A 20,971-nucleotide genomic window follows, 5' to 3' on the forward strand; every position below is an offset into this window, starting at 1 on the left:
CCGTGTCCCGTCGCCCACCTGGCCGCACCCGCGCCGCCGGCCGGGCGACGACGGGGGCGACCTCCCGACACCTCAGGCGTGCACGACCGCGTAGACGTCGCGGCGGCGCAGGCCGTACCCGGTGGCGACCTCGGTGATCGCGTCTCGCCGGGACAGGCCGGCGGCCTCCCGTTCGGCCACGGCGGCGCGCAGCGTCGCGTCGTCCGGTCGCTCGGCGGCTGCCGGCGCGGCACCCGCCACCACCAGGGTGATCTCGCCGCGCGGCCCGCTGTCGGCGGCCCAGGTGGCCAGCTCGCCGAGCGGCCGGCGGACCACCTCCTCGTACGTCTTGGTCAGCTCGCGGCAGAGCGCCGCCGGCCGGTCGGCGCCGAACTCGGCGGCCAGGTCGGCGAGCGCCCCGGCGATCCGGTGCGGGGCCTCGAAGAGCACCAGGGTCCGCTCCTCGCCGGCCAGGGCGCGCAACCGGGAGCGCCGAGCGCCGGGGGTGCGGGGCAGGAAGCCCTCGAAGCAGAACCGGTCGCTGGGCAGCCCGGACAGGGCCAACGCGGTGGTGACGGCGCTCGGGCCGGGGGCGGCGGTCACCGGCACACCGGCGTCGAGCGCGCCCCGGACCAGCCGGTACCCCGGGTCGGAGACGCTGGGCATCCCGCCGTCGGTGACCAGGGCGACGACGTACCCCTCGCGGAGCACCTCGACCAGCTCGGGGGTGCGGCGCTCCTCGTTGCCCTCGAAATAGGAGACGATCCGGCCGGGCACGGTGACGTCGAGGTCCCGGGCCAGCCGGGTGAGCCGCCGGGTGTCCTCGGCGGCGACCACGTCGGCGGTGGCGAGCACCTCGCGGAACCGGCCGGACGCGTCGGCCGGGTTGCCGAGCGGCGCGCCGAGGAGGACCAGGCGACCAACTTCGGACATTTCACCCACGAGACTTACTCCTTCATCGACATCTGTGCCGGTATTGGGGACGACGGGCGCCACCGGGCACCTCCGCAGCCTACGATCGCTTGGTGACGAGTGCGTCGACAGCGCAGAGTGCAAGCGCGGGCCAGGCGAAAACGGAGCACGCCGGAACCGGCGCCGCGACCGACGAGTCCGCGCCTGCCCCCATCAGCGGCGGTGGGGGCGTCCCCGCGATCGTGCGGCGGCGGCTGGCGACCGTCGACGCCCGGCTGGACGTCAACTCGTGGCTGGCCACCGCCGTCGTGGTGGCGATCGCGGCGATCCTGCGCCTGGTCGACCTCAGCAGCCCGAAGGGCAAGATCTTCGACGAGATCTACTACGCCCGCGACGGCTGGGGGCTGGTCGACAAGGGCGTCGAGTGGAACTACAAGGACAACGGCCCGTCGTACGTGGTGCACCCGCCGCTGGGCAAGTGGCTGATCGGGCTCGGCGAGTGGGCCTTCGGCTACTCCGACGCCGAGCACAACATCTCCGTGCCGGGGCACCTGATGACCACCGCCCCGGAGTTCGGCTGGCGCATCGGCGCCGCGATCGCCGGCATCGTGTCGGTGCTGCTGCTGGTCCGCATCGGCCGCCGGTTGTTCCGTTCCACCACCCTTGGCTGCGTCGCCGGCCTGCTGCTCGCCCTGGACGGCTTCCACCTGGTGCTCTCCCGCACCGCCCTGCTCGACATCTTCCTGCTGCTGTTCGTGCTGGCCGCGTTCGGCGCCCTGGTCCTCGACCGGGACGCCCGCCGGCGGCGGTGGAGCCGGGCGCTGGAGGCCGGGCTGGACCCCACCGCCGCGGGACGGGCCGGCCGGCCGGCCGGCGGCTGGCGGAACTGGCCCTGGTGGCGGCTGGCGGCCGGGGTGCTGCTCGGCTGCGCCTGCGCGGTGAAGTGGAGCGCCGTGTACTTCCTGCCGGCCTTCGCGCTGCTGGCCCTGTTCTGGGAGGTGGGCGTCCGCCGATCCGCCGGGGTGCGCCGGCCCTGGCGCGACGCCCTGCTCGACGAGGTGCCCTGGCTTGCGCTGGCCGGGGTGCTGATGGTCGTCACCTACGTGGCCACCTGGTCAGGCTGGCTGCTGACCGACGACGGCTACTACCGGCACGCCGGCCCGAACATGCCCGGGCTCAGCGACACCCCGTACCTCGGGGCGCTGAACAACCTGTGGGAGTACCACAAGGCCGCGTACGGCTTCCACACAACCTTGGACAAATCACACCCGTACCAGTCCTGGCCCTGGCAGTGGCTGCTGCTCGGCCGGCCGGTGGCGTTCCACTGGTCCGGTGACGGCGCCTGCGGAGCGCCGACCTGCGCCTCCGAAGTCCTGCTGCTCGGCACGCCGCTGCTGTGGTGGTCGTTCCTGCCCGCCCTGTTCGGGGCGGCCTGGATCGGCGTGGCCCGGCGGGACTGGCGGGCCGGGGCGATCCTGCTCTGCGCGGCGGCCGGCCTGCTGCCCTGGTTCTGGTTCGCCCTGGACGGGCGGACGATGTTCTCCTTCTATGCCGCGCCGGCCCTGCCGTTCCTGGTGCTGGCGGTGGTCTACGTGCTGGGCGCCATCGCCTCCCCCGCCCCCGCCGGGGCCCGGGCACCGGCCGGGGACCCGCCCCCCGGGCCGGACGACGCGGCCGACCGCCGACTGGTCGGCGGGATCGCGGTCGGCGTGTACGTGCTGCTGGTCGCGCTCTGCTTCGCGTACTTCTATCCGATCTTCGTGGGAAGACTGCTGCCGTACGCGGAGTGGTCGGCCCGGATTTGGCTGGACGGCCGCTGGACCTGACGACGGCCCGGCGGCGGGGCCCCGCGCCGGGTGGTCGGCCGCCGGCGTCGGAGCACTCCGGCCGTCGCGGACGGTGATGACGGGGCGGGCGCGGACAGCCGGTAGCGGAAACCGGAGGCGACGTCGGATATCAGATAGCCGGCAGCTACGGCGCGAGGACCTCAGGGGGCCCGGGCACGAAGAAGCGCGCCCCGATCGCCTGCCACGGGGGAAGCGGGCGATTGGGGCGCGCACGTGAAGCTTAACCACCGGGAACCATCGGCACAACGGGTGGACTCGGGTCAGATTTCCGACGGGACTCGCCCCAGCCTGGTGGTTTACACCTGACAGCTAACCGTCCGTCATCCGGTGAAGGCCTGGCAAGATCCCGGCCGGCCGCCCCCGCCGGAGTGCTGGTCATGCGGGCCGCTCGGGGCGGCCGGCCGGGTGCGGGGCAGCCGCCGGGGGGCGACCGACCGTCCGGAGTGGATCTCACTACACTCGCCCCGGTGATCAACAGAAGACGATCGACATCCGTCCTCGGTGGACTGCTGGCGGCGACCGTCCTGATCGGTCCCGGGATCGTGCTGAGCGGGCCCGCGCCCGCGTGGGCCGACGAGGAGACCCCCGCCGAGCCGCCCCGGGTCGAGCTGGTCCTCGACGTCAGCGGCTCGATGCGGGCCCGGGACATCGACGGGCGGAGCCGGATCTCCGTTGCGCAGCAGGCGTTCAACGAGGTCGTGGACGCGCTGCCGGAGGAGACCCAGCTCGGCATCCGGGTCCTCGGCGCCACCTACAAGGGCAAGGACAAGAAGGTCGGCTGCCAGGACACCCAGCAGATCGTGCCGGTCGGCCGGGTGGACCGGACCCAGGCCAAGGCGGCGGTGGCGACCCTCCGGCCCACCGGCTTCACCCCGGTCGGGCTGGCGCTCCGCTCGGCCGCCCAGGACCTGGGCACCGGCGCCACCGCCCGCCGGATCGTGCTGATCACCGACGGCGAGGACACCTGCGCCCCTCCGGACCCTTGCGAGGTGGCCCGGGACCTGGCCGCGCAGGGCACCAAGCTGGTGGTGGACACCCTCGGCCTGGCCCCCGACGAGAAGGTGCGCCGGCAGCTGCTCTGCATCGCCAACGCGACCGGCGGGACGTACACGGCCGCGCAGAGCGCGGACGAGCTGACCGGACGGATCAAGCAACTGGTCGACCGGGCCCGCGACACGTACACCGCGGCCCCGGCCGTGGTGGGCGGCTCCGCCCGTTGCCCGGACGCGCCGCTGCTCGCCCCCGGCGTCTACACCGACCGGGAGCAGTTCTCCGAGCACCGCTGGTACCGGGTCCCGGTGCGCCCCGGGCAGGAGCTGCGTGCCTCGGTGAGCATCGCGCTGGACCGCCCGGTCAACCCGGACTACGGGGTGCTGCTGCGGGCCACCGCCCCGGACGGCCGCGAGCTGGTCCGCGGCGTGGACGCCGGCAGCGGCCGTACCGACGTGGTCTCCGCCGGCCTGCGCTGGTCGGCCGCCGCCGATTCGGACGACGCCGACGAGGGGGAGACGCCGACCCCGGCGCCGGGCGACGCGGACGCCGCCCCGACCACCGTCTGCCTGGTGGTCAGCAACGCCTTCGCGCCCCGTCCCGGCACCCGGGCCAACCCCGGCATGCCGATCGAACTGACCGTGGACGTGGTCGCCTCGTCGCCCGCCCCGGGCGGGCCGGACCTGGGCCGGGGCTGGGTGCTGCTGATGCTGCTGACCCTGGCCGGCCTGCTCACCGGCCTCGTCGCCGGCCTGCTCACCCGCTGGTGGGTCGCGACCTGGAGGGAGAACTGACGATGCGTACCCCGCTGATCCGGTCCGGGGCGGCCCTGGCCGCCGCCGCCGTCCTGACGCTGCCGACCGCCGCCGCGCTGGCCCTGCCGACCGCGCCCGCGCTGGCCGGCCCGCCGCCCCCCGCGACCCGGGACGAGCTCGCCGCGCCCACCCCCTCCCCCGGGGCCACCACGGTCACCAAGGCCGGCACCTCGTTCCTGACCGCCACCGGAATCGCCGCCGGGCAGCCGGTCCGGGTCGGCGCGTCGACCGGCGACCACCTCTACTGGTCCTTCCCGGCCCGCGCCGGGCAGGTCCACGAGATCACCGCGACGGCAAGCTTCCCCAAGGGCCGCACCGGCGCGTCCACCTGGACCGTCGAGGTCTTCGACGGCCTGCGCCGCCGGCAGGCGTGCACGGCGGGGGCGCAGACCCCGACCGCCGCGGCGTCGGTGACCAGCGTCGCGCTCGGCTGCACGCTGCGCCAGGTCCGGTCCTGGGCGGAGCCGTGGTCGGCCGACCCGCTGCCCGGCACGTACTACGTACGGCTCTCGGTGGTGGACCTGCCGGAACCGGACCTCGGGCTGCCGATCGACGTGGACCTGCTGGTCTCGGACGTGGGCGACGGCGACGCCCCGGCCGACGACGGGGAGCTGAAGGCGCCGCTGGTGCCGAACACGAAGGCCGGCACGGTGCTGACCGGTGAGCCGGCGGCGGCACCGGCCGAGGAGGAGGACGACGGGTCCCTCCTCACCGGCTGGCTGCCCGAGGGGTCCTCGCGCTGGATCTGGACCACGGTCGGCGGCGTGCTGGCCGCCGTGGCCGGCGTGGTCGGCTTCGCCCTGACCCGCCGCCCGCGCCGCCCCTGACGGACGCCCCTGACCGACGCCCCGCCCGGCCCACCGCCCCTCCCGGCCGTGCCGCGTAGCCGAGTGCCGGTGGCCGCTCCCTCCGACCAAGGGGGGCGGCCACCGGCGGGGGCTCGTCCGGGGCCCTCCGGTGTCACCCGCTTGCGGTACGTTCGGCACCGATGAGCATCCGGGAGCTGACCACCGAGCAGGTGCCGGCCTGGCGGGCCGGGGCTGCCGGGGCCGGGGCAGGAAATGCGTGACCTGCTGCCGCCCGAGGTGGCGGTGGCCGTCGCCGGGCCCGACGACTGGACCGGGGAGTTGCTGCCCGCCGAGCGGGCCTGCCTCGGCGAGCGGGCGGTGGAGAGCCGGCAGCGGGACTTCACCGCCGGACGGGTCTGCGCCAGGCGGGCGCTCACCCGGCTCGGGGTGCCGGCGGTCGCCCTGCCGTCGGCCCCGGACCGGTCCCCGGTCTGGCCGGCCGGGGTGGTCGGCACCATCACCCACACCCGCGGCTACTGCGCCGCGGCGGCGGCCCGCACCGACCAGGTCCGCTCCGTCGGCATGGACGCCGAGCAGCACAGGGAGCTCAACGCCGGGGTACGCCGGCTGATCGGCCTGCCCGAGGAGTGGGACGAGTGCGCCCGGCTGCCGGCCGGCGTCTCCTGGCCGGCGGTGCTGTTCAGCGCCAAGGAGACCGTCTACAAGGTCTGGCACCCGATCGTCGGCACCTGGCTCGACTTCCACGACGCCCTGGTCGAGCTGGACCCGGACTCCGGCCTGTTCACGGCCCGGATCGCCGCCGCCCGGCTGGAGGCGGCCCCGGTGCCCGACCCGCCCGCGACGATCACCGGACGGTTCACTGTCGACGCCGATCTGGTCCGCACCGCCGCCATCCTGTTACCCCGCTGAGACGGTACGTGTACCCGGAGCCTTGCCAGGGGCGATACCGTCAGGTCGTCGCGATCGTGATCAGGTGCCGAGGAGTACGGTGAGCCACCCCCAGCCCCCTTACGGGCCGCAGGATCCATACCAGCCGAACCAGGAACCGCCGACGGCACCCGTGCCGCAGTGGCCGGCCGATCCGACCGCACCGCTGCCCCCGCCGCCCGTGTCCGGTGCGCCGTACGCGCCGCCGCCGGTTTCCGGCGCCCCGTACCCGCCGGCCTCCGGCGCCCCGTACCAGCCGCCGCAGGGCGGGTTCACGCCGTCGTCCGCCCCGGATCCGGCGTACCAGCCGGGTGGGTACCCGCCACCGGCCACCCCGGACACGGCGTACCAGCCGGGTGGGTACCCGCCGCCGCCCGCCCCGGACGCGGCGTATCCGCCGGTGTCCGGCACGCCGTACCCGCCCACCTCGGGATCGCCGTACCAGCCGTACCAGCCGGGTGCCGCGCCGGGCGGCCCGGGCTATCCGCTCGGCCCGGTCCAGCCGAAGAAGAGCAACAAGAAGCCGATCATCATCATCGCGGTCGTCGCGGCGGTGCTCGCCCTGCTCTGCTGCATCGGTGGCGTGGTGGTGCTCGTCAAGGGCGTCGACGAGGCAGCGAAGGAGGCGGAGCGGCAGCTTCCCGGGCCGGTGGAGACCGGTACTCAGGGCGGCCGGCCGACCGACCGCCCGTCCTCGTCCCCGGCGGACGGTGAGACGTTCAACCTGAAGGCCGGCCAGAGCCTGGTCATCACCGACGACGAGGGCACCCTGGAAATCACGGTGCTGCGGTTCCGCACCTCGACCAAGGGCTGCAAGGCGTACTCGTCCGCGCCCGACAAGGGGCTCTACCTGATCGCGGACATCACCGCGACGGTGAAGAAGGGCAAGATGTCGATCAACCCGTTCTACTTCCAGTGGGTCGCCGACGACGGCACCACCGAGAACGGGATCGCCGGCGCGTTCGCCGGCTGCGGCGACCTGCTCGACTCCGGCGTCAACCTGCGGGAGGGCAGCAAGCGCACCGGCAGCGTCACCTTCGACGTGGCCAACCAGAACGGCGCGATGGAGTACCGGCACAAGCTGGAGACCGCCGGCTCCTGGAAGCCGTAGGTCCGATCCGCGTACCCGGCTGGCCGGGCCCGTCGACCGGTCGCACAGTGAGCGCGGCGGAGGCCGCTCCCCTGCCGGGGGGCGGCCTCCGCCGCGTCGACGGGCGGCCAATCTCGATGGCAGCGGGACCGAAGGCTGCCCTAGGCTGTGCCGGCAATCGCGACGCACGGGATGAGGATCGGATGCGACGTCGACCCTGGAGCGTGGCCCTCGGGCTGCTGCTGGCCACCGTTCTGACGGGTTGCGACACGGCGGGCAACGCCGACAGCCACCCGGCCGGGGGCGAGAGTCCCGCCCCTACGGCAAAGCCGTTCGTCCCGGAGGCCGGAGCCTGTCACCCAGCGGTGGAAACGGTCGGTTACCGGGCCTTGTACACGACGGTGGACTGCGCGAAGACCCACCGCACCGAGACCGTGCACGTCGGCGCCTTCACCGGTGTCGACGCCGACCGGGTCACCCCTCCCCCGCCCGGCTCGACCGAGTTGCGCGCCGCGTTCGAGGTGTGCGACACCCGGACGACGGCGTTCGTCGGTGCCGACTGGCGCGGCGGGCTGATGTCCGTCCAGGTGGTCGTTCCCGAACCGAAGGACTGGACCGACGGCAGCCGCTGGTACCGCTGCGACGTCTTCACCCTGCCCGCGCTCGACGGCAACACCGCCCGCGAACACCCCGACGATCGGGCCGTGGAGCGTGACGGGACCCTCCGCGGGGTGCTGAACCGGCCGTCGCCGCTGGCCCACGGCTGCTTCACGGAGGACGAGTACGAGAACCTCTTGCCGGCCCCGTGCACAAAGCCGCACCGCTTCGAGTACGTCGGGGTCTGGGCCGCGCCGGACGGTAAGCACGAGGCGGCCGACCGTGACTCGAAGCTGATCCACCGGCGCTGCCGCTCGGTGGTCGCCGCCTACACGCGAGGGACGCCGAACGCGAAGCTGGCGCAGGGTGCCGGAACGACGTACCGGCTGCCGTCGCCGGAGGCATGGGAACGTGGCGACCGCGGGATCCGGTGCTTCTACTGGTCGGACGACCGCGACATGACCCGGTCGCTGAAGGGCTGACGCACCCGCTGTCTCACGAGTGCGGATCGGCAGGCGCCGGGCGGCCCGGGGTGGTCTGACCGACCACGAGTGGGGCGGGCCGGTACGACTGTGGTCGGCCCGGCCCGGCGGTGGCGGCCAGCTTGGCCCGGGGCCGGTCGGCGTCGGGGTGGCGCAGCTCGTCGAAGATGGCCGACGCCGCCCGCCAGGCCCGCCGGGCGGCGGCGAGGTCGCCGGCCGCGCGCTCGGCGTCGCCGAGGTTGTCCAGCACCTCCGCCTCGTCGTACCGGTCGCCCAACTCGCGGTGCAGCGCGAGCGCCCGCCGGTAGCAGTCCGCGGCCTGCCCGTGGTCACCGCGCCCGTGGTGGACGTAGCCGAGGCTGTCCCAGGTCAGGGCGGCGCCGTGCCGGTCGCCGTTCTCCTCGTGCAGCCGCAGGGCCGCTTGGCAACAGCGCAGCGCCGGCCCGGGTTCGCCGAGGCGGGCGTGCAGCCAGCCCAGGTTGTTGAGCGCCTTGGCCTGCCCGACCCGGTAGCCGGCGGCCCGGTAGAGGTCGAGCGCCCGCTGCGTCTCGTCGAGCGCCGCCCGGTGCCGGCCCTGCCGGGCCAGCACCCAGCTCACCCCGAGGTGCGTGTGCGCCCGCCCGGTGTCGTCGCCCAGCTCCCGGTAGAGCTCCAGGTCACGGCCGTAGTGCAGGTGCGCACCCCGGTGGTCGCCCAGCCAGGTGCAGGCGATGGCCAGGCCCCGGTGCGCCAGGGCCTGACCGGCCAGGTCGTCTCGGCGTCGGGCCGCCGCGAGGGCGGTGCGGTGCGCGGCGGCCAGCTCGGGCCAGTGCCCGCGCCGGTCGAGGTACGTGGTGAGGGCGGCGGCCAGCGTCCACGCGTGCCGGTCCAGGCCGGTGCCCGCCGCCTGTTCCACCGCGGCCAGCAGGACGTGATGTTCGGCGGTGAACCAGCCGGTCGCCCAGGCGTGGTCCGGCCGGTCGCCCACCGTCACTCCCGGCTCCGGTGCCGGCAGCGTCGCCGGCCGGGCCAGCCGGTACGGGTCGAGCAGGTGGTCCGCCGCGTGCGTGGCGTGCAGGTAGTGGTCGAGGAGGCGACTCCGGGCGGCGGCCCGCTCGGCCTCCGGGTCGGCCTCGTGACACAGCTCGGAGGCGTAGGCGCGGAGCAGGTCGTGCATGGCGTACCGGCCGGGGACACGCTCGGTGAGCAGGTTCGCCCGGGCCAGCCCGACCAGCAACGGGCCGACCCGGGACGGGGGCAGGCCGGCCAGGCTGGCCACCGCCGGCCGCGCGACGTCGGGGCCGGGGTGCAGACCGAGCAACCGGAACAGCCGGGCGGACTCGGCGTCCAGCGCCCGGTACGACCAGGAGAAGACCGCCCGGGCGTCGGTCGCGGGATCACCGGTCTCCAGCGCGGCGAGCCGGTCCGCGTTGGTCTTGCGCAGTTCCGCGGCGAGGGCGGCCAGCGGCACGTCAGGCTGTCCGACGGCCCGGGCTGCCACGATGGCCAGCGCCAGCGGCAGGCCGGCGCAGCGCCGCACGATCTCGTTGAGCGCCATCGGCTCGGTGCCGGCGCGACCGCGGCCGAGCCGGCGGCCCAACAGTTCCCGCGACTCCGCGGGCGCGAGCAGATCCAGGGTCACCGGACGGGCCCCGTCGCTGACGACCAGCCCGGTGAGCCGGTTGCGGCTGGTCACCACGACCAGGCTGTCCGGTGAGCCTGGCAGGAGGGGCCGCACCTGCTCGTCGTCGCGGGCGTTGTCGAGCAGCACCAGCACCCGCCGGCCGGCGAGCAGGCTCCGGAACAGCGCGGACTGCCCGGGCAGGTCGGTGGGCACCCGCTGGGGCGGCACGTGCAGCGCCGCCAGGAAGCCGCGCAGCGCCTCGGCCGGCGGGACGGCCCGGCCGTCGAGGTCGAACCCGCGCAGGTTGACGTAGAGCTGCCCGTCCGGATAGCGGTGCGCGATCCGGTGCGCCCAGTGCACGGCGAGGGTGGTCTTGCCCACCCCGGCGGTGCCGGCGATCGCGGAGATCACGACCGCCCGGCCGGCACCGTCCCGGCCGGTGCGGATGGGGCCGTCCTCGCCGTCAGGATCGCCGGGCAGCAGGTCGTTCAGCTCGCGCAGCGCCGCCGTCCGCCCGGTGAACCAGGCCGGCTCGCCGGGGAGCTGCGCCGGGGGCGGCCCGGCGGGCTGGGACGCGACTGCCCAGACGGGCGCGGCGGGCACGGGCGTGGCGGGCGGCGGCGGGCCGGCGGCGGGTCGGTCGGGCGCGGGCGACGGGCCAGGGCCCGACGGTACGGCCCGAGTCGACGCCTGGCCCCGCAGCACCCGCAGGTGCGCCTCGGCCAGTTCGGCACCCGGCTCCACGCCCAGCTCGTCGACGAGTTGGCGCCGGGTCTCGGCGTACAGCCGCAGCGCGGCGGCCTGCTGGCCGCAGCCGGCCAGGGCGAGCAGGTACCGGGCCACCAGCGGCTCGCGCAGCGGGTGGGCGGTGACCAGGGGGCGCAGGGCGTGCGCGACCCCGGTGCACCGGCCGAGGCCGAGTTCCACGGCGGCGAGCCGTTCGTGGGCGACCAGCCGCTGCTCGTCCAGGCCGGCGGCGGCGGTGGCGACGAAGGCACCCGCAGCGCCGGCGAGCGCCGGCCCACGCCACAGCGTCAGGCCGGCGCGCAGCAGCCGCGCCGCCTCCGCCGGCCGGCCGGCCGCCTCCTCGACGCGGGCCTGCTCGACCGCCGCGGTGAACTCGGCCAGGTCCAGCTCCGTCCCCCGTACGGTGAGCCGGTAGCCGCCGCCCTGGGTGACCAGCAGGTCGGCCGCGCCCTCGGCGCGCAGGGCCGCCCGGATCCGGGAGACGCAGACCTGGACCTGGGTCCGGGCGGTGGCCGGTGGGTCGTCCGCCCAGAGCGCCGCCACGAGTTGCCTGGCGGGGACCAGCCGGTCGGCGTCGAGCAGCAGCAGTGCGAGCACCGCGCGTTGCTGGGGACGGTCGATGGCGAGGACCCGGCCCCCGGCGGTCGCCTGGACAGGACCGAGGACGGACCACCGCATGACGTTCCCCACCAGTCGTGATCGGACGGCCCCAGTCTATGGATGGGAGGTGTGGGGCTGCCGGCGGCAAGCGGTCGGATAGCGGACGCCAAGCGCGTCCGCCCAGGCTTTCCCCAGCCGTCGGCGATGGACCGGCGGAGACGGGCCGGTGCCAGCGCGCCGACCGTCCGGGGTGGACAGGGAGATCGACAATGCGAGCAATCAGGGGACGTGGCGTGCTGACGGCGGTCGTCGGGGCGGCGGCGGTGCTGGGGGCGATCGGCGGGGCGGTGCCGGCCTCGGCGGATCCCGCCGGGCTGGAGACGGTCACCCAGTCGGCGGCCGAGAGCAGCCTGGACAAGTCGGCGCTCGCGTCGTGCCCGGCCGGCAAGGTCGTCACCGGGGGCGGTGGCTTCCTCACGGCCGGGTCGACGGCCGACGGCCGGGTCGGGCTGGACCGGCTGGAGCCGCTGGCGAACGGCACCGGCTTCTTCGTGACGATGCGGGAGGTGGGCCCGACGAACTTCACCGGCGACTGGGGGCTCCAGGCCCTCGCCCAGTGCGCCACCACACCGGCCGGCTACCAGGTCGTGGCGACGACCGGGGCGGTCGGGGCGGAGTTCGTCACGGCGAGCTGCGGGACGAAGAAGGTCATCGGGATGGGCGGGCGGATCAACAGCGGCCTGGGTGACGTCGTCCTCGACCAGGTGGTGCCGTCGTCCGACCTGTCGTCGGTGACCGTCCGGGCGGTCGCGGTGCAGGGCACCTCGCCGACCGGCTGGAGCGCCACGTCGTTCGCGGTCTGCGCCACCGCGCCGGCCGGGCTGGAGCGGATCGTGGTGACGGGAACGAGCTCGAGCGACCCGCAGAGAACCCACCTCAGGACCTGCCCGGCCGGCAAGGCGCTGTACAGCGCGGGGGCCGACATCAACGCCGGCAACGGGCAGGTGCTGCTCAACGCGATCAACATCACCTCGGGCACCACCGTGCGGGTGCGGGCGACCGAGGACGCCGACGGCTTCGCCGGCACGTGGAGCCTCAACGGGTACGGCATCTGCGGTAGCTGACCCGTGGGTCCGGGCCTGGCCCTCGATCGATCGGACGAGGCCCGGACGGGGGCCGCCGGCCTGGCGATCCGATCCGGTATCCAGCGGGATCCCGGGTCCGGTCGCCAGGCAGGCGGAGTCGGACCGTGCGGTCCGGGCGTGCCGGAACAGCCGTCAGACGGTGTATAGGATCTTCACCCCGCTGTTGCTCGTCGCCGAGACGGCCGTGCCACGGACGCCGGAGCTGAGGTTCCGCCAACCACTGTTGCTGGCCGCCTCGTGCACCACACCCCCGGCCACGGTGTAGACGATCTTCACACCGTTGAGGTTGATCGCCGCCAGGGCGTCGGCGCTGACCCCGGAGATGCCGGAGTTGAGGTTCCGCCAGCCATTGGCGCTGGACGCCTCGTGCACCATCCCCCCGGCCACGGTGTAGACGTACTTCACGCCGTCGACGCTGATCACAGCCAGGGCGTTGGCGCTGACCCCGGAGATGCCGGTGTTCAGGTTCCGCCAGCCGCTGTTGCTGGCCGCCTCGTGCACCGAGCCCCCGGCCACGGTGTAGACGATCTTCACACCGTTGAGGTTGATCGCGGCCAGGGCGTTGGCACTGACCCCGGAGATGCCGGTGTTCAGGTTCCGCCAGCCATTGGCGCTGGACGCCTCGTGCACCATCCCCCCGGCCACGGTGTAGACGTACTTCACGCCGTCGACGTTGATCACGGCGATGGCGTTGTTGCTGACGCCGGAGATGCCGGTCCACAGGTTGCGCCAGCCGGTGTCGCTGGACGCCTCGTACACCCGGCCGTCGTTGACGGTGTAGAGCAGCTTGTTCGTGCCCATGACCATCGACGCGGTGGCCGAGCCGGTGATGCCGTTGACCGGCAGCATCTGCCAACCGCTGTGGCTGCCGGACTCGTACACCTGGCGGTTGGTGTTGACCTGCCCGCAGTTCTGGCTGGTCATGTTCCGGGCCGCCGAGGTGGGGCCGGAGATGTACAGCGGACCGGTGTTCGGGCTGCCGTCGGAGGTGATGCCGGAGGCCACGCCGTTGAAGTACGACTCGGTCTTGACCCCGTCGCGCACCTGCTCATAGTGCAGGTGCGGGCCGGTGGAGTTGCCGGTGCTGCCGACCCGGCCGAGCTGCTGGCCGGTCGACACCCCCTGCCCGGCGCGGACCATCGGCGTCTCGATCATGTGCAGGTAGAACGTCCGCCAACCGCCGCCGTGGTCGATGATCACGTACCAGCCGCCGCTGTTGCCCCAGCCGGCGAACGTGACGGTGCCGCTGTAGGAGGCGAGGATCGGCCGGCCGTTGCTGGCCCCGCCGGTGAAGGTCAGGTCGATGTCGTAGTCTTCGTGGCCGTAGTAGGTGGCCATCCTCCATGTCTCGCCGCAGGGAACCGGCATCTGGAAGTTGGGCCGGGGGCCGGCGGCCTGGGCCGGCGTGGCCACGACAGCGGTGGTGCCCGCGACCGCGAGCACCGAGGCACCGGCGGTCGCGAGTGCCAGGCAGGCCGACGTGAGGACGCGGGCGAATAGACCCGTCATTGAGGAGTTCCCTCCGGATTGGGCTACGAGGTAGAAGGATGTCGATCCTAGTGGCGGGACAGCCGAGCCGGAAGATCGACCCAGCCGGCAGGTGCGCTGGGGCCGATGCGGGCCACACTCGTCGCGACACGCCGCCCGATCCGGCCTCATTCCGCTCTGACGACCACCCGCCCGGCCTGGCCGGCGACGAAGACGGCAGAGGTGTTCCAGCCCATGGCGCACAGACTAGGTAGCAACCACCTTGCGCTGCAAAGATCCGTACGGCCGTTGCTCGCCTTCTTCCCGGGCGGACACAGAAGAGCAGGTAGACCCACCCGGGTCACATCGAAAAAGGCCGTCTCCCCCATGGGAAACGGCCTTTTAACCGGGTGGAGCTGAGGGGATTCGAACCCCTGACCCCCTCGATGCGAACGAGGTGCGCTACCGGACTGCGCCACAGCCCCTCCGCCGGCGAACCGGCTTCGGTCCCACCCGGCTTTCACCGGGCGGGCCGGCAGCAAGACTAACAGCACACCCGTCCGCCGAGCGAATCACCCCACCCGCTCGGCGGATCTTGGTAAGAAACGGCCCCCGGAGGGGCCGAAATCTTCCAAGATCGCCCCAGCGCCCGCGAACGGGGGGGCAGGCCGAGCGGGGGTCAGGCCGTGTGGGAGGTGCGGCCCGACTGGTACGGACGGCCCCGCAGGCCGCCCGTCCGCCGGTACGACACCGAGCCGCCGCTGGCCGCGGGCGGCAGGTCTGCCGGGCGGTCCAGGCCCATCGCCGTGCGGCGTACCGCCTCGCGCTGGGCCGCCAGGCGGCGCTGCGCCTCCCGGCGGGCCGCCGCGCGGCGGGCCTGCTCGCGGCGCACCTCGGCATGGCGCGCGGCGAGCCACGCCGCCTCCCGGGCCTGGGCCCGCCGCCGCCGGCGCTCGACCAGCGCCAGCTTGCGCAGGTGCACGACGTACGTCACCAGCAGCGTCGCGGTGACCGAGAAGCTGATCCAGAACCCGGGGCCGACCACGGCCACGCCGATCAGCTCGACGAAGTTGAGCAGCAGCAGAGCGGCCAGCACCCGGCGGCGGCGGTAGATCGCCGGGGTGTGCTGGCGGCGGCGGGGCACGGCCCGTCGACGGGACTTCGCCGCCGGCGGGACGGCGCTCAACCGACGTCGTCGGCGGCCGGCGGCGGGCGGTGCGGAGACCGGGGTGGACAGACCGCCCGTGTTCGTATCTTCACTCAGGGTGACGACAAGGGCTCGGGAGGGGTTGACCGGTCGCCGGCCGGGCACAGTGCGGCCCCGCCGGCGGCGCTGGAGCACCCGCGCCGTCGACTGCGCCCGCTCCGCCACCAGCCGCTCGGTGGCGTCGTACCGACGAACCAGGGCCGGCGCGAGGGCGAGCAGACCGGCGGCGGCGAGGACGGCGAGGAGCACCGAGGTCGGCACCCTCACCCCTCCCGTCACCGAATTCGGGACAACCGCCGTACGGCCGCAGGATCTTCGACAAATCGCCTTCCTGTCGGTCGATCCTGCGGGCGGGCAACGCTTGCCATAGCTTGCAGTTACTTGAGGTTACGGGCCGCCGACCGTCTTGATTGTGCGCCGCGCCGATCAGGCACAGGTGGGCCGCTTCACCCGGCGGTCGCGCGCAGCCGGTGCCAGCGGGCCAGCAGGCCGCCCTCGGCGGCCACTTCTTCGCTGGTCATGGCGTATCCGATGTGGTCACGCCAGGCGCCGTCGATGTGCATGTAACGCACGTGGTACGACTCCTCACGGAAGCCCAGCTTCTCCACCACCCGGCGGGACGGCTTGTTCTCCGGCCGGATGTTCACCTCGATCCGGTGCAGCCCACCGGGGCCGAAGGCGTGGTCCACCGCGAGCGCCAGGGCGGTGGGGATGACCCCCTGCCCGGCGACCCGCGAGTCCACCCAGTACCCGGCGTACGCGGAGCAGAACGCCCGCCGGACCATGCTGCCGATGTTGAGGTGCCCGACCAGCCGCTCCCGCTCCTGCTCGCGCAGGCAGACCGCGAACGGCATCCCCTCGCCGGTGCGCGCCGAACGGCGCTGGTCCCGGTGCACCCAGCGGAACGCGGCCGGCGAGTTCAGCTCGTCCCAGCTCCCGGGCAGCGCGGACTCCCAGGGGGTCAGCCAGGCCCGGTTGGCCCGGCGCACCTCCGACCAGGCCGCCGCGTCCGAGCGCCGGTACGGCCGCAGCAGCACCGGACCGTCCACGAGCACCACCGGCCAGCCCGGCGACCGCCCGGCCCGCAACAGGCTCACTGAGCCTGCCTTCCGCTCGCGACTGCGGGGCTCGCAAGCTCACTCCTCGCGCTCACCGAGCCCGCCTTCCGGTCGCGACTGCGGGGCTCGCAAGCTCACTCCTCGCACTCACCGGCGCCGGTCCAGCAGGAGGACGTCCACGGTGGAGCCGGCGGCGGCGGCGGTGACCCGCTCGCCGAGCACCATCAGCCCGTTCGCCTCGGCCAGCCCGGAAAGGGTGAACGGGCCGCCCGACAACGGCTGGACGGTGTATCCGCCGCCGCGCCGCTCGGCCACGTGCGCCGGCCGGAACTCGCGCAGCCCGCCGGGCGAGGTGATGGTCTCCAGCAGATGCGCGCGGACGCTCGGCCGGAACACCGGCTCGGCCCCGGCCAGCAGGTTGATGGCGGGGCGGGCCAACACCTCGAAGCCGATCAGCGCCGCGCCGGGCTCACCGGGAAGACAGACCACCGGCACCTCCTCAGCGCCGACCGTACCGAACCCGAGGGCAGTGCCGGGATAGAGGGCCACCTCGGTGAAGGTGACCGGCCCGGCCCGGCCCCCCTCCCGGCGGGACAGGATCCGGCGCACCATGTCGCCCGGCCCGGTACCGGTGCCGCCGGTGGTGATGATCAGGTCGGCGCGCAGGGTCTGGTCCTCCAGCAGCCCGCGCAGCCCCTCCGGGTCGTCGTCGCAGATACCCACCCGGTACGCCAGCGCCCCGACCTCGGCCGCGGCGGCGGTCAGCGCGTGGGAGTTGGCGTCCACCACCTGGCCGGGCTGGCTGCCCCGGCCCACGTCGACCAGCTCGTCGCCGGTGGCCACGACCACCACCCGGGGGCAGGGCCGGACCACCACGTGCCCGATGCCGGTGGCGGCGAACACCGCGACCAGGGCCGGGGAGACGTACGTGCCGGCGCGGGCGAGCAGCGTACCGGCGGGCAGCTCCTCACCGGCGCGGCGTACCCCGTACCCCCGTTTGGGGGTGCGGAAGATCTCCACGGCGGCCATGCCCTGGTCGGTCCACTCCACCGGCACCACCACGTCGGCGGTGATCGGCAGCGGCGCCCCGGCAGCGACGGAGAAGCAGGAGCCCGGGGTGAGCCGGACCGGACGCCAGCTCGCCGCGCCGAGGTCGCCGACCACGTTCAGCCGCACGGTGCGGGAACCGGGCGGGCCGGGGTGGTACCCCCCGGCCCGGCCCGTGCCGGAGAGGTCCTCCCAGCGTGCCGCGTACCCGTCCACGGCCGCCTGGTCGAAGGCCGGGAAGGAGTGCGGCGCGACGACGTCCTCGGCGAGGACGTTGCCGTACGCCTGGGTGAGGTCGAGGTCGAGCGGAGGCAGCGCGCGTAACCTGCGCAGCACGCTGCCCAGGTAGTCGGCGAGCGGCGTCAACTCGTTCGCGGCCGCCTCGGCGTCGGCCGTCGCGGTCATGTATTAGGACCGCCCGACGCGCCTGCGGCGACGAACTCGCCGAGCCACGCACGGAACTCGGCGCCGAGGTCCTCCCGCTCGGCGGCGATCTGCACCACGGTCTGGAGGTACCCCAGCGGCATGCCGGTGTCGTAGCGGGTGCCCCGGTAGACGATCGCGTGCACCGGCACGCCCTCGGTGCGCAGCAGCTCCATCGCGTCGGTGAGCTGGATCTCCCCGCCGCTGCCCGGCTTCGTCCGCCGGATCGCGTCGAAGATCCGCCCCGGCAGCACGTACCGGCCGAGGACGGCGAGGTTGCTCGGGGCGTCCTCCGGCTTCGGCTTCTCGACCATGCCGGTGACCTTCACGACCTCACCGACGTCGGTCAGCTCCGGCTCGGCCGGCTCGACGGAGGCGATGCCGTACCGCTTCGTCTCGGCCGGGTCGACCTCGAAGAAGGCCAGCACGACGCCACCGGTGCGGGCCTGAAGCTCCAGCATCGCCGGTAGCAGCGGCTCGGACGGCTTGACGAACTCGTCGCCGAGCAGCACCGCGAAGGGCTGGTCCCCGACGTGCGACTCGGCGTACCCGACGGCGTGGCCGAGGCCGAGCTGCTCGGGCTGGCGGCAGGTGTAGATCTCGGCCAGTTCGCTGGGCCCGCGCACGGCGGCCAGCCGCTCGGTGTCGCCCTTGGCCTCCAGCCGGGCCTCCAGGTCCGGCCGACGGTCGAAGTGGTCCACCATCGATGTCTTGCCGCGCCCGGTGATCAGCAGCACGTCGCCGATGCCGGCCTGGGTGGCCTCCTCGACGATGTACTGGAGCACCGGCCGATCGACCACCGGCAGCAGTTCCTTGGGCACCGCCTTGGTCGCCGGCAGGAACCGGGTGGCCAGGCCGGCAGCGGGGATGACGGCCTTGACGGCGCGGGAACGACCGGTTGCGGCGGCCGGTGAGGGGTTCGCTGAGTGCTCCGACATGTCGCGAGACTATCGGCCACGGGCGTGCCGCGACGGGTGAGGACCGGAAGACGCGCCGCCCGGCCCGGACCGCGCCACCGGCACGTCGGGCCGCCCGGCCTCCGGGTCGGCCGGGCCGACCGCCGCCGCGACGCGGGCCGGGGACTCCCGCCCGTCGATCGCCGCGCCCGCCCGGGGCAGCCCGTCGGAGGGGCTGACCGCGGCGGCCGGCACGGCGATCTCCTCCACCGGGGGCCAGGGCAGCGCCTCGGCCAGCCGCCAGACGTCCCGGCCGGCCGCCTTGGCCGCGTACAGGGCGGCGTCGGCGGCGTCGAGGACCTGCTGGCCGGTGGTGGCGTGGTCCGGGTACACGGCGATGCCGACGGAGACGGTCACTTCGATGGTCACCCCGCCTGGCCCGTCCAACGCGACGGGGGTGTCCCGGACGGCCGCGCCGAGCCGTTCGGCCACGATGGTCGCGCCCCGCGCGTCGGTCTCCGGCAGCAGCAGCACGAACTCCTCCCCGCCCTGGCGGAAGGCCAGGTCCACCTCGCGGATCTCGCCCCGGAGCCGACGGGCGAACTCGGCGAGCACCGCGTCCCCGGCGGCGTGCCCCCAGGTGTCGTTGACCGTCTTGAAGCGGTCCAGGTCGAGCGCGAGGACGCTGAGCATCCGGCCGAACCGGCTGGCCCGCTCCACCTCCCGGCGGATCGACTCACGCAGGTAGCGGTAGTTCCACAGCCCGGTGAGCGGGTCGGTCAGCGACAGCCGCTGGGCCTCCTCGTGCACCCGGACGTTGTCCACCGCCACGGCCGCGTGCCCGGCGAAGGTGCGCAGGGTGACCAGGTCGTCGTCGTCGAACTCGTCCCCGCCGAGCCGGTCGTAGAGGACCAGCACGCCGAGCGCCGTCGCAGGCTCCGCGCCGGCCCGTTCGGCGAGACCGCCGGGGGTGGCGAAGGGCACCGCGACGTACGTCTCGCAGCGCGGCTCCCCGGTCGGTTCGGCCGCCGGATCGACGCGGCCCCGGCACGGCTCGCCGGTGGCCGCCACCGAGCCGACCACCCCGCGCCCCACCGGCACCCGCAGCGCCGCCGGGTCCACGCCGGCGGGCCGCGCCGGGTCGGCGGCGTCCGGCAGCGCCCCGGCGGCGGGCCAGCGCCCGTCCAGCCCTTCGGCGCACCGCCCCACCAGCACCCCGCCGTCGACCAGCAGCACCGCCCCGGCCCGGGCCCCGGTCGCGGCGATGGCGCTGTGCAGGATCACCCGCAGGATGCGTTGCAGGTCGTGGGTGCTGGCCAGGGTGTCGCCGAGCACCGCGAGATGCCCGCGTAACTGGTCCCGGCTGCTGGTGAGCGCCTGCACGTAGGAGTCGGTCTCCCGGGTCATCCGGTTGAACGCGGCGGCGAGCCGGCCGATCTCGTCGCGGCTGCGCACCGGCACCCGGGCGCCCAAATCGCCACGGGCCACCCGGTCCACCCCGCCGGCCAGCTCGACCAGCGGCCGGGTGGTGACCCGGGCCAGCCGCCAGGCCACCGCCACCGCCAGCAGCCCGGCCAGCACCACCGCGCCGACCAGCGCCGCGTACAGGCCGGGGGGCTGCTCGCTGGGCACGGAGAGCACCAGCGGCAGCGGCTGCCCCGGCGACGGGCCCACCCGGCGGACGTACCGGCCGTCCACGGTCTCAATGACCCGGTCCCCGGTGACCTTCCGCGCGGCGGTGAGGACCGCGTCGCGTACCCCTGGGTCCTCGGTGGTGTGGGCGACGCCGCCGGCGTCGTCGAGGAGGGTGACCGCGACGCCGGTGACCGCCGCCAGCCGGGCCACGAAGCCCGGGTCGACCGGCTGGGCCGCGGCGACCGCGCCCAGGTCGGCGCCGGCCCGGTCGCGCAGCCCGACCCGCGCGGTGAGCGCGCGGACCGGCCCACCGGCGGGGTTGTCGGCGGAGCAATCCCGCCATGGCCCGGCCAGGGCGCCGGGGGTGGCGTAGAGGACGCCGCCGGCCACGTCGGTGACCAGCACGGCCGCGGCCAGGCCCCGGCTCACCACCTGCCCGGCCGCGCCGGGCCGCCCGGCCTGGTCGGCGACGAGGGCGACCGCGTCGGCCGCCGCCCGCAACTGCTGGCAGAGGGCGTCGACCGAGGTACGCACGCTCGCCGCCGCCAGCCCGAGCCGTTCGGCCGAGCGGCTGCGGTCGACGGCCGCCATGGTCGAGCCGACGAGGAGCGCGCCGAGCAGGACCGGGCCGAGCACCACCGCGAGGAAGGCTGCCGTCAACCGCCCGCGTAGCGTCAACGCTTCCCCCCGGAAGT

General features: G+C 74.7%; 15 protein-coding genes and 1 tRNA gene. 7 read left to right on the forward strand and 9 right to left on the reverse strand.

Annotated features, from left to right (window positions below):
• Nucleotides 1-72: 72 nt before the first annotated feature.
• Nucleotides 73-912: a 16S rRNA (cytidine(1402)-2'-O)-methyltransferase gene (rsmI, locus tag ABT023_RS10225; protein ID WP_502890637.1), complete on the reverse strand. Its 840-nt coding sequence runs from the start codon at nucleotides 910-912 to the stop codon at nucleotides 73-75.
• A 92-nt stretch (nucleotides 913-1,004) separates the two neighbouring features.
• On the opposite strand from rsmI, the gene ABT023_RS10230 reads away from it, so the two are divergent.
• From ABT023_RS10230 to ABT023_RS10255, 6 genes are all read left to right on the forward strand, one after another.
• Nucleotides 1,005-2,717: a dolichyl-phosphate-mannose--protein mannosyltransferase gene (locus tag ABT023_RS10230; RefSeq protein WP_350883766.1), complete on the forward strand. Its 1,713-nt coding sequence runs from the start codon at nucleotides 1,005-1,007 to the stop codon at nucleotides 2,715-2,717.
• A 488-nt stretch (nucleotides 2,718-3,205) separates the two neighbouring features.
• Entirely contained in the window at nucleotides 3,206-4,522 is a 1,317-nt protein-coding gene (locus tag ABT023_RS10235) for a VWA domain-containing protein (RefSeq protein WP_350883769.1), read from the forward strand.
• A 2-nt stretch (nucleotides 4,523-4,524) separates the two neighbouring features.
• Complete coding sequence (locus ABT023_RS10240) at nucleotides 4,525-5,370, forward strand: peptidase (RefSeq protein ID WP_350883771.1); 846 nt, start codon at nucleotides 4,525-4,527, stop codon at nucleotides 5,368-5,370.
• A 234-nt stretch (nucleotides 5,371-5,604) separates the two neighbouring features.
• Nucleotides 5,605-6,261 carry a 4'-phosphopantetheinyl transferase family protein gene (locus tag ABT023_RS10245; RefSeq protein ID WP_350883773.1) on the forward strand — a complete coding sequence of 219 codons (657 nt, stop codon included), beginning with the start codon at nucleotides 5,605-5,607 and terminating at the stop codon, nucleotides 6,259-6,261.
• 79 nt (nucleotides 6,262-6,340) lie between these two features.
• A complete protein-coding gene (locus ABT023_RS10250) occupies nucleotides 6,341-7,390 on the forward strand; it encodes a DUF4352 domain-containing protein (RefSeq protein WP_350883775.1) in 1,050 nt (349 codons plus the stop codon).
• A 182-nt stretch (nucleotides 7,391-7,572) separates the two neighbouring features.
• Nucleotides 7,573-8,448 (forward strand): septum formation family protein, encoded by an 876-nt coding sequence (locus tag ABT023_RS10255; RefSeq protein WP_350883777.1) that lies wholly within the window; start codon nucleotides 7,573-7,575, stop codon nucleotides 8,446-8,448.
• A 13-nt stretch (nucleotides 8,449-8,461) separates the two neighbouring features.
• On the opposite strand, the gene ABT023_RS10260 is transcribed toward ABT023_RS10255, so the two are convergent.
• Nucleotides 8,462-11,476, reverse strand: a complete 3,015-nt coding sequence (locus ABT023_RS10260; RefSeq protein WP_350883779.1) for an AfsR/SARP family transcriptional regulator — start codon at nucleotides 11,474-11,476, stop codon at nucleotides 8,462-8,464.
• Between the two features lie 191 nt (nucleotides 11,477-11,667).
• Between ABT023_RS10260 and ABT023_RS10265 the strand changes: the two genes are divergently transcribed.
• Nucleotides 11,668-12,522 carry a hypothetical protein gene (locus ABT023_RS10265; protein ID WP_350883781.1) on the forward strand — a complete coding sequence of 285 codons (855 nt, stop codon included), beginning with the start codon at nucleotides 11,668-11,670 and terminating at the stop codon, nucleotides 12,520-12,522.
• Between the two features lie 153 nt (nucleotides 12,523-12,675).
• Here the strand turns inward: ABT023_RS10265 and ABT023_RS10270 are convergent, their stop codons facing one another.
• The 7 genes from ABT023_RS10270 to ABT023_RS10300 form a co-directional block, all read right to left on the reverse strand.
• Entirely contained in the window at nucleotides 12,676-14,052 is a 1,377-nt protein-coding gene (locus tag ABT023_RS10270; RefSeq protein WP_350883783.1) for a M23 family metallopeptidase, read from the reverse strand.
• Nucleotides 14,053-14,421: 369 nt separating this feature from the next.
• A tRNA-Ala gene (locus tag ABT023_RS10275) sits at nucleotides 14,422-14,495 on the reverse strand.
• Nucleotides 14,496-14,689: 194 nt separating this feature from the next.
• A complete protein-coding gene (sepX, locus tag ABT023_RS10280; protein WP_350883785.1) occupies nucleotides 14,690-15,484 on the reverse strand; it encodes a divisome protein SepX/GlpR in 795 nt (264 codons plus the stop codon).
• 179 nt (nucleotides 15,485-15,663) lie between these two features.
• Nucleotides 15,664-16,314: a GNAT family N-acetyltransferase gene (locus ABT023_RS10285; RefSeq protein WP_350883787.1), complete on the reverse strand. Its 651-nt coding sequence runs from the start codon at nucleotides 16,312-16,314 to the stop codon at nucleotides 15,664-15,666.
• 108 nt (nucleotides 16,315-16,422) lie between these two features.
• A complete protein-coding gene (locus tag ABT023_RS10290) occupies nucleotides 16,423-17,727 on the reverse strand; it encodes a molybdopterin molybdotransferase MoeA (protein WP_350883789.1) in 1,305 nt (434 codons plus the stop codon).
• The gene (locus tag ABT023_RS10295) at nucleotides 17,724-18,683 is read right to left on the reverse strand and encodes a UTP--glucose-1-phosphate uridylyltransferase (RefSeq protein WP_350883790.1); all 960 of its coding nucleotides are present in this window, start codon (nucleotides 18,681-18,683) and stop codon (nucleotides 17,724-17,726) included. The genes ABT023_RS10290 and ABT023_RS10295 overlap by 4 nt, the downstream gene beginning before the upstream one ends.
• A 9-nt stretch (nucleotides 18,684-18,692) precedes the next feature.
• Nucleotides 18,693-20,954, reverse strand: coding sequence for a diguanylate cyclase (locus tag ABT023_RS10300; RefSeq protein WP_350883792.1), 2,262 nt, complete (start codon nucleotides 20,952-20,954; stop codon nucleotides 18,693-18,695).
• Between the last annotated feature and the right edge of the window lie 17 nt (nucleotides 20,955-20,971).

Origin of the sequence: Micromonospora sp. NPDC002296 (assembly GCF_040296145.1) — a bacterium.
GTDB lineage: Bacteria > Actinomycetota > Actinomycetes > Mycobacteriales > Micromonosporaceae > Micromonospora.